Origin of the sequence: Mesorhizobium yinganensis (assembly GCF_040081985.1) — a bacterium.
Taxonomy (GTDB): Bacteria; Pseudomonadota; Alphaproteobacteria; order Rhizobiales; family Rhizobiaceae; genus Kumtagia; species Kumtagia yinganensis.
The window spans coordinates 1-4,180 of record NZ_JBEBMH010000075.1; the positions used below are offsets into that span (position 1 = coordinate 1).

Consider the following 4,180-nt stretch of genomic DNA (forward strand, 5'->3'; position numbering starts at 1 on the left):
AGCCGCATTCATCGTCGCAAGCCGGCCGGACACGCCATGCCGCAGCTTATGGCGCGCGCCAATGCCGCGAAGTCGTCGGTCCGTGCGGCGGTGGAGCATGTGTTCGCACACCAGAAGAACCGGTTCGGCCTGTTCATCCGCACCATCGGCATCGCCCGAGCCGAGGCGAAGATGCTGCTCGCCAACATCGCCTACAACTTCGATAGGCTGATCTTCCATGAGCGGGCCAAAGCCGCAGGATGACTCTGTCCGCAATCGTGGAACCGGCTCAAATCGACCTGACCTGGCTGCGAGCCCACAGCCAAAAGGCCGCCAAATCAGCCCAAATACCGGCCTTGCAATATTCTCAGCGCCAATCCGCCAAACCAAACCGGGTTAATGCGGGTCTCCAGCTCACTCCCTCCTAAAACGCGTTCAACTCGTCGCACATTATTTCGATGGCAGCGTCGGCGCCCTTATCTTGCGCAAGCCCGGCGACAACTGGCCCGAATACACCCCTGATATCGGACCATGGGGACGATTCGATATTGCCTGCCGCGTGCTCGCCGTGCTGGTCATCGGGCTTGGCCCGTTCTTCCTGTAGGTTATCCACAGGCGGTGTGCCGTGTGGATCATCCGCCCGACTGTAACACTTAGCGATTTCTAATATACGCTAACTATCTGATTTTATTGAGAAAAATGGCATGGCTGGGGAACCTGGATTCGAACCAGGACTAACGGAGTCAGAGTCCCTTAGCGTATATTGTTTTTATTGGGTTTTTTGGCGCTATGTTGCATCCGTGTTGCATGTCACCCTAGCAGTGCGCTTGCTGCCTTGTCCATTGCTGCATTGTCGTCGCCGCTCGGGAACAGGTGCCCGTAGACATCCAGCGTCATTTGGATCGTGCTATGTCCAAGCCGGTGTTGGACGACTTTCGGGGACAGGCCAAGGCCGCCGTCGGCATGCGAGTTGATGCACCACGAGGCGTAGAAGTGCCGCAGCGCATGCAGCCCAGGATATTTGGCGACTACGATAGGCTTGCCATCCTTGTCCCTCTCGCCGGTTGGCGTGGTGACGCCCGCAGCAATCTGAATAGGCAGATACCAGCGCTTGATGATGTTAGCGTGCCACTCGATGTTCCCCTGCCCATTTGGAAACACAAGACCGTCGTCACCCTTTGGACAGGCAAGCTTCCACTCGCGCAGCATTTTCACCAACTTGGGAACTAGCGGTATCGTACGCCGCCCTGCCCTCGACTTTGGGCTTCCAATTTCCTGATACGCATCCGCGCGCTGCCGCACGGTGATTTCACCCTTCGTCAAGTCCACATCGTCCCACCGCAGGCCGCGCAACTCGCTGGCTCGCATACCAGTGAAAACGGCAGTCGCTATGAAAACGCGATCCCTACCCGTAGCGCTATCGAGAATCGCTTTGACTTCGACAGTCGTCGGGATGTCCACGCCCACCTCAATCCGCTTTTCGTGCCTGGCTTCGGCCTTTGCCTGCGAAGCGCGCGAACGCCCAAGCTCCTTTACAGCGTTGCGCACGACAAGCCCTCGCTGTTGCGCGTCCGACAGGATGGAACCAAAGCTCACCCTGACGTTGCGCACCATCGCATCAGATCGCGGCATCCGGGTAAGGTCGTCGTCGGGCAGACTCCTATCGCCTTCGCGAAGCCGGTCCAGAAACGCGCGCACGAATGGCACGGTGACACGCGCAAGCTTTTCCTTCCCGATGTACGGGATGATGTGCCGGTCGAGATGCTGCTGATACTGGGCCCGCGTCGATTGCTCCAAGTTCGCGCAGCTTTTCATCCATAGCTCGCCGGCCTCCTTGACGGTCTTGGACGCCGCCTCAGCAACGTGGGTATGATCAATCACCTCCGTATGGGTTTTCGCCGCGTAGGCGTCTGCATCCTTCTTCCTCGCGAACGTCTTGTGGCGGCGCTTTCCGTGCTGGTCGGCGTAATCGACGATCCACGCTTCAAGCTCGACGCCCTTCGCGTTTTTCCACTTCCGCTTACGAACTGACATAGCTGTCTCCTGTCTCAAGAGGCATTATGTTGCACAAAATCCGTTGGTCGGCAACGAACAAGCTTTTTATCTCCGAGAGTCATGATAATGGTTCGTCGGAATTACTCAGGGCCAGTAGTGATGAAGCGTGTTGAAATCGATAGATGGTTGAGTGCGACCCTACCTCGATATGTGAATCTCACCGACGCAGTCGTTACCATCATGAGGACGCTTTTGGTTGACAATGACATCGAGCACCTCTCGGTGTCCGGTCGCACAAAGACCTTCAATGGCTGCAAAGAAAAGATAAAGAGGAAAAGGTACACTGATCCCGCAACTCAGATGACCGATATAACGGGCATAAGAATAATCGTCTATTTCGAGTCGGATGTTGAGCGCGTCTGCGAAATAATTGAGAGAAGTTTTAGCGTCGACTCGACGAACAGTCTCGACAAGAATACACTACTTCAGAAGGATCAAGTCGGATACAGATCAGTGCATTATGTCTGCGACATAGGGGAGGCACGAGGTGCACTGGCCGAGTATGCCGCAGTGCGGGGTCTAAAGTTCGAATTTCAGATCCGCACAGTTTTGCAACATGCATGGGCTGAAATTTCCCACGATCGAAGTTATAAATTTTCGGGTAAACTCCCGCATCAAATCGAGCGAAATCTCTATCTGTACGCTGGATTGCTCGAGGTGGCAGACAGGGGATTCGATGAAATTTCACGCCAGATTAGTGCATATAGCAAGGCTGTCACTCAATCTTCAGAGAAGGGCGAGCTAGATATAGAGGTCAACACACTTAGCGTGCAGGGATTTGTAGAGTCTTGGGCGAAGAAGAATGATCTCAAATTGGATCCCGTCTATGGCGGGCCAGAATCCGTCGATGAGGTAGTCACCGAATTGGAACAATTTAAGGTGAATACTTTGGACGATCTGGCCCAAATAATACCCAAGAACTACGCGAAAAATCTCAAGGAGACAGGTTTGGATGCCGGAAATACGATTCTCGGAGTCGTCAGAGATTGGATGCTGATACACGATCCCGATAGATTTTTGCGTGACGTTTCGCACAATTGGAGGGTGAAGCGCGAGGACTTGGCTGTAATGGATAAATATTTCTCTGAGGAGCGCGTTGATCAAATATTCGAAGAGCTAAATCTGGATGATTTCGATCTCGAATTTATGGAGCCCGCGGATGACGGCAATCCCGTGCGTTAGCTGCTAATGTTGTATGGGAAGCCAGGCAGCTTCCCGGCCTAGCCGCCGCCTACAGCGAGGATAACAGCGCCCCGCCCCAACTACTCGGGCTGCGGGCTGTTTGCACGTTGTCGCGGATTTTCCATGACGGCGCCCGCGATCTTATTCAGCAGTCCGACGCGTTGTTTTAAAGCGGCATTCTGGTCTTCCAGTTGGCGGCGTATGCGCAATTGATGTGCCAATTGCTTTTCCAACTTCTCGCAATTGCGGAGAATCTCGCCACTTTGGCGACGGAGTTCTCGTTCAAACTCGCCCTTGCGTCGTGCATTTTTGGCGAGAGTCGCCTCCAACTCTTTCTCCAATTTCGCATTTTTCCGGTAAATAATCTCAAACCGACGCTCCAACTCCTGCTTCTCCGAAGCAAGAGTTTGCACCTCTTCTTTCAGCTTTTCGTTCGCGGACTTTCTGTCGGAAAGATGGAACGCGATGTCGAGGTTGCGTCGCCGGCTACCGGTGCCGGAGGACGGTGCTTTCGAACTACTGCCCTCCGACCGTTTTTCAATATCTTCACGAAGTGACACCCAGCCCATCAAAGATTCCTCCTCGGCTGGAAATTGACGCTGAGAACTTGGCTTTTTCTAGACGTTCTAGTGCATCGTGCCGAGAGCATACACGGCGGTGAGATAGCCGAGGGCGATAAGCAGGTAGCTGAATTGGAGGGTGGTCATCTGGAATCACGGTTCCTTGAGTGGGTCGTGATCAGGGAATATAAAAACATTCCGACGGCTGCTGACGTGAGACCCCAATCTCCTCCGGCTTGAGGGAGAGTCCTGGGTTTCGATTTAGGCCTCATGCGGCCTGTTTTTCCAGCGTGGATTTGATTGCGAACTCGACTGGCGGCATATTGCCGAGGGCCGAGTGTGGTCTGTGGTGGTTGTAGTCCTCCTTCCATGCGGTGATGGCGGTGCGGGCCTGTGTGAGCGTC

General features: G+C 54.3%; 5 protein-coding genes and 1 pseudogene. 3 read left to right on the plus strand and 3 right to left on the minus strand.

Features of this window, described 5'->3' with window-relative positions; all coding sequences use genetic code 11:
• Both ABMA59_RS36880 and ABMA59_RS36885 read left to right on the plus strand, forming a co-directional pair.
• Window positions 1-243, plus strand: a pseudogene (locus ABMA59_RS36880) (IS5/IS1182 family transposase); the annotation flags it as partial.
• 217 nt (window positions 244-460) lie between these two features.
• On the plus strand, window positions 461-583 hold the full coding sequence (locus ABMA59_RS36885) for a hypothetical protein (RefSeq protein WP_349010292.1): 123 nt from the start codon (window positions 461-463) through the stop codon (window positions 581-583).
• Window positions 584-789: 206 nt separating this feature from the next.
• Here ABMA59_RS36885 and ABMA59_RS36890 read toward each other — a convergent pair whose 3' ends face one another.
• The gene (locus tag ABMA59_RS36890; RefSeq protein WP_349010293.1) at window positions 790-2,013 is read right to left on the minus strand and encodes a tyrosine-type recombinase/integrase; all 1,224 of its coding nucleotides are present in this window, start codon (window positions 2,011-2,013) and stop codon (window positions 790-792) included.
• A gap of 213 nt (window positions 2,014-2,226) precedes the next feature.
• Between ABMA59_RS36890 and ABMA59_RS36895 the strand changes: the two genes are divergently transcribed.
• The gene (locus ABMA59_RS36895) at window positions 2,227-3,216 is read left to right on the plus strand and encodes a GTP pyrophosphokinase (RefSeq protein WP_349010294.1); all 990 of its coding nucleotides are present in this window, start codon (window positions 2,227-2,229) and stop codon (window positions 3,214-3,216) included.
• A gap of 80 nt (window positions 3,217-3,296) precedes the next feature.
• Here the strand turns inward: ABMA59_RS36895 and ABMA59_RS36900 are convergent, their stop codons facing one another.
• Both ABMA59_RS36900 and ABMA59_RS37515 read right to left on the minus strand, forming a co-directional pair.
• Window positions 3,297-3,785 (minus strand): hypothetical protein, encoded by a 489-nt coding sequence (locus ABMA59_RS36900; protein WP_349010295.1) that lies wholly within the window; start codon window positions 3,783-3,785, stop codon window positions 3,297-3,299.
• A 259-nt stretch (window positions 3,786-4,044) separates the two neighbouring features.
• On the minus strand, window positions 4,045-4,180 hold a 136-nt coding region (locus ABMA59_RS37515), incomplete at its 5' end, for an integrase core domain-containing protein (protein ID WP_425475858.1).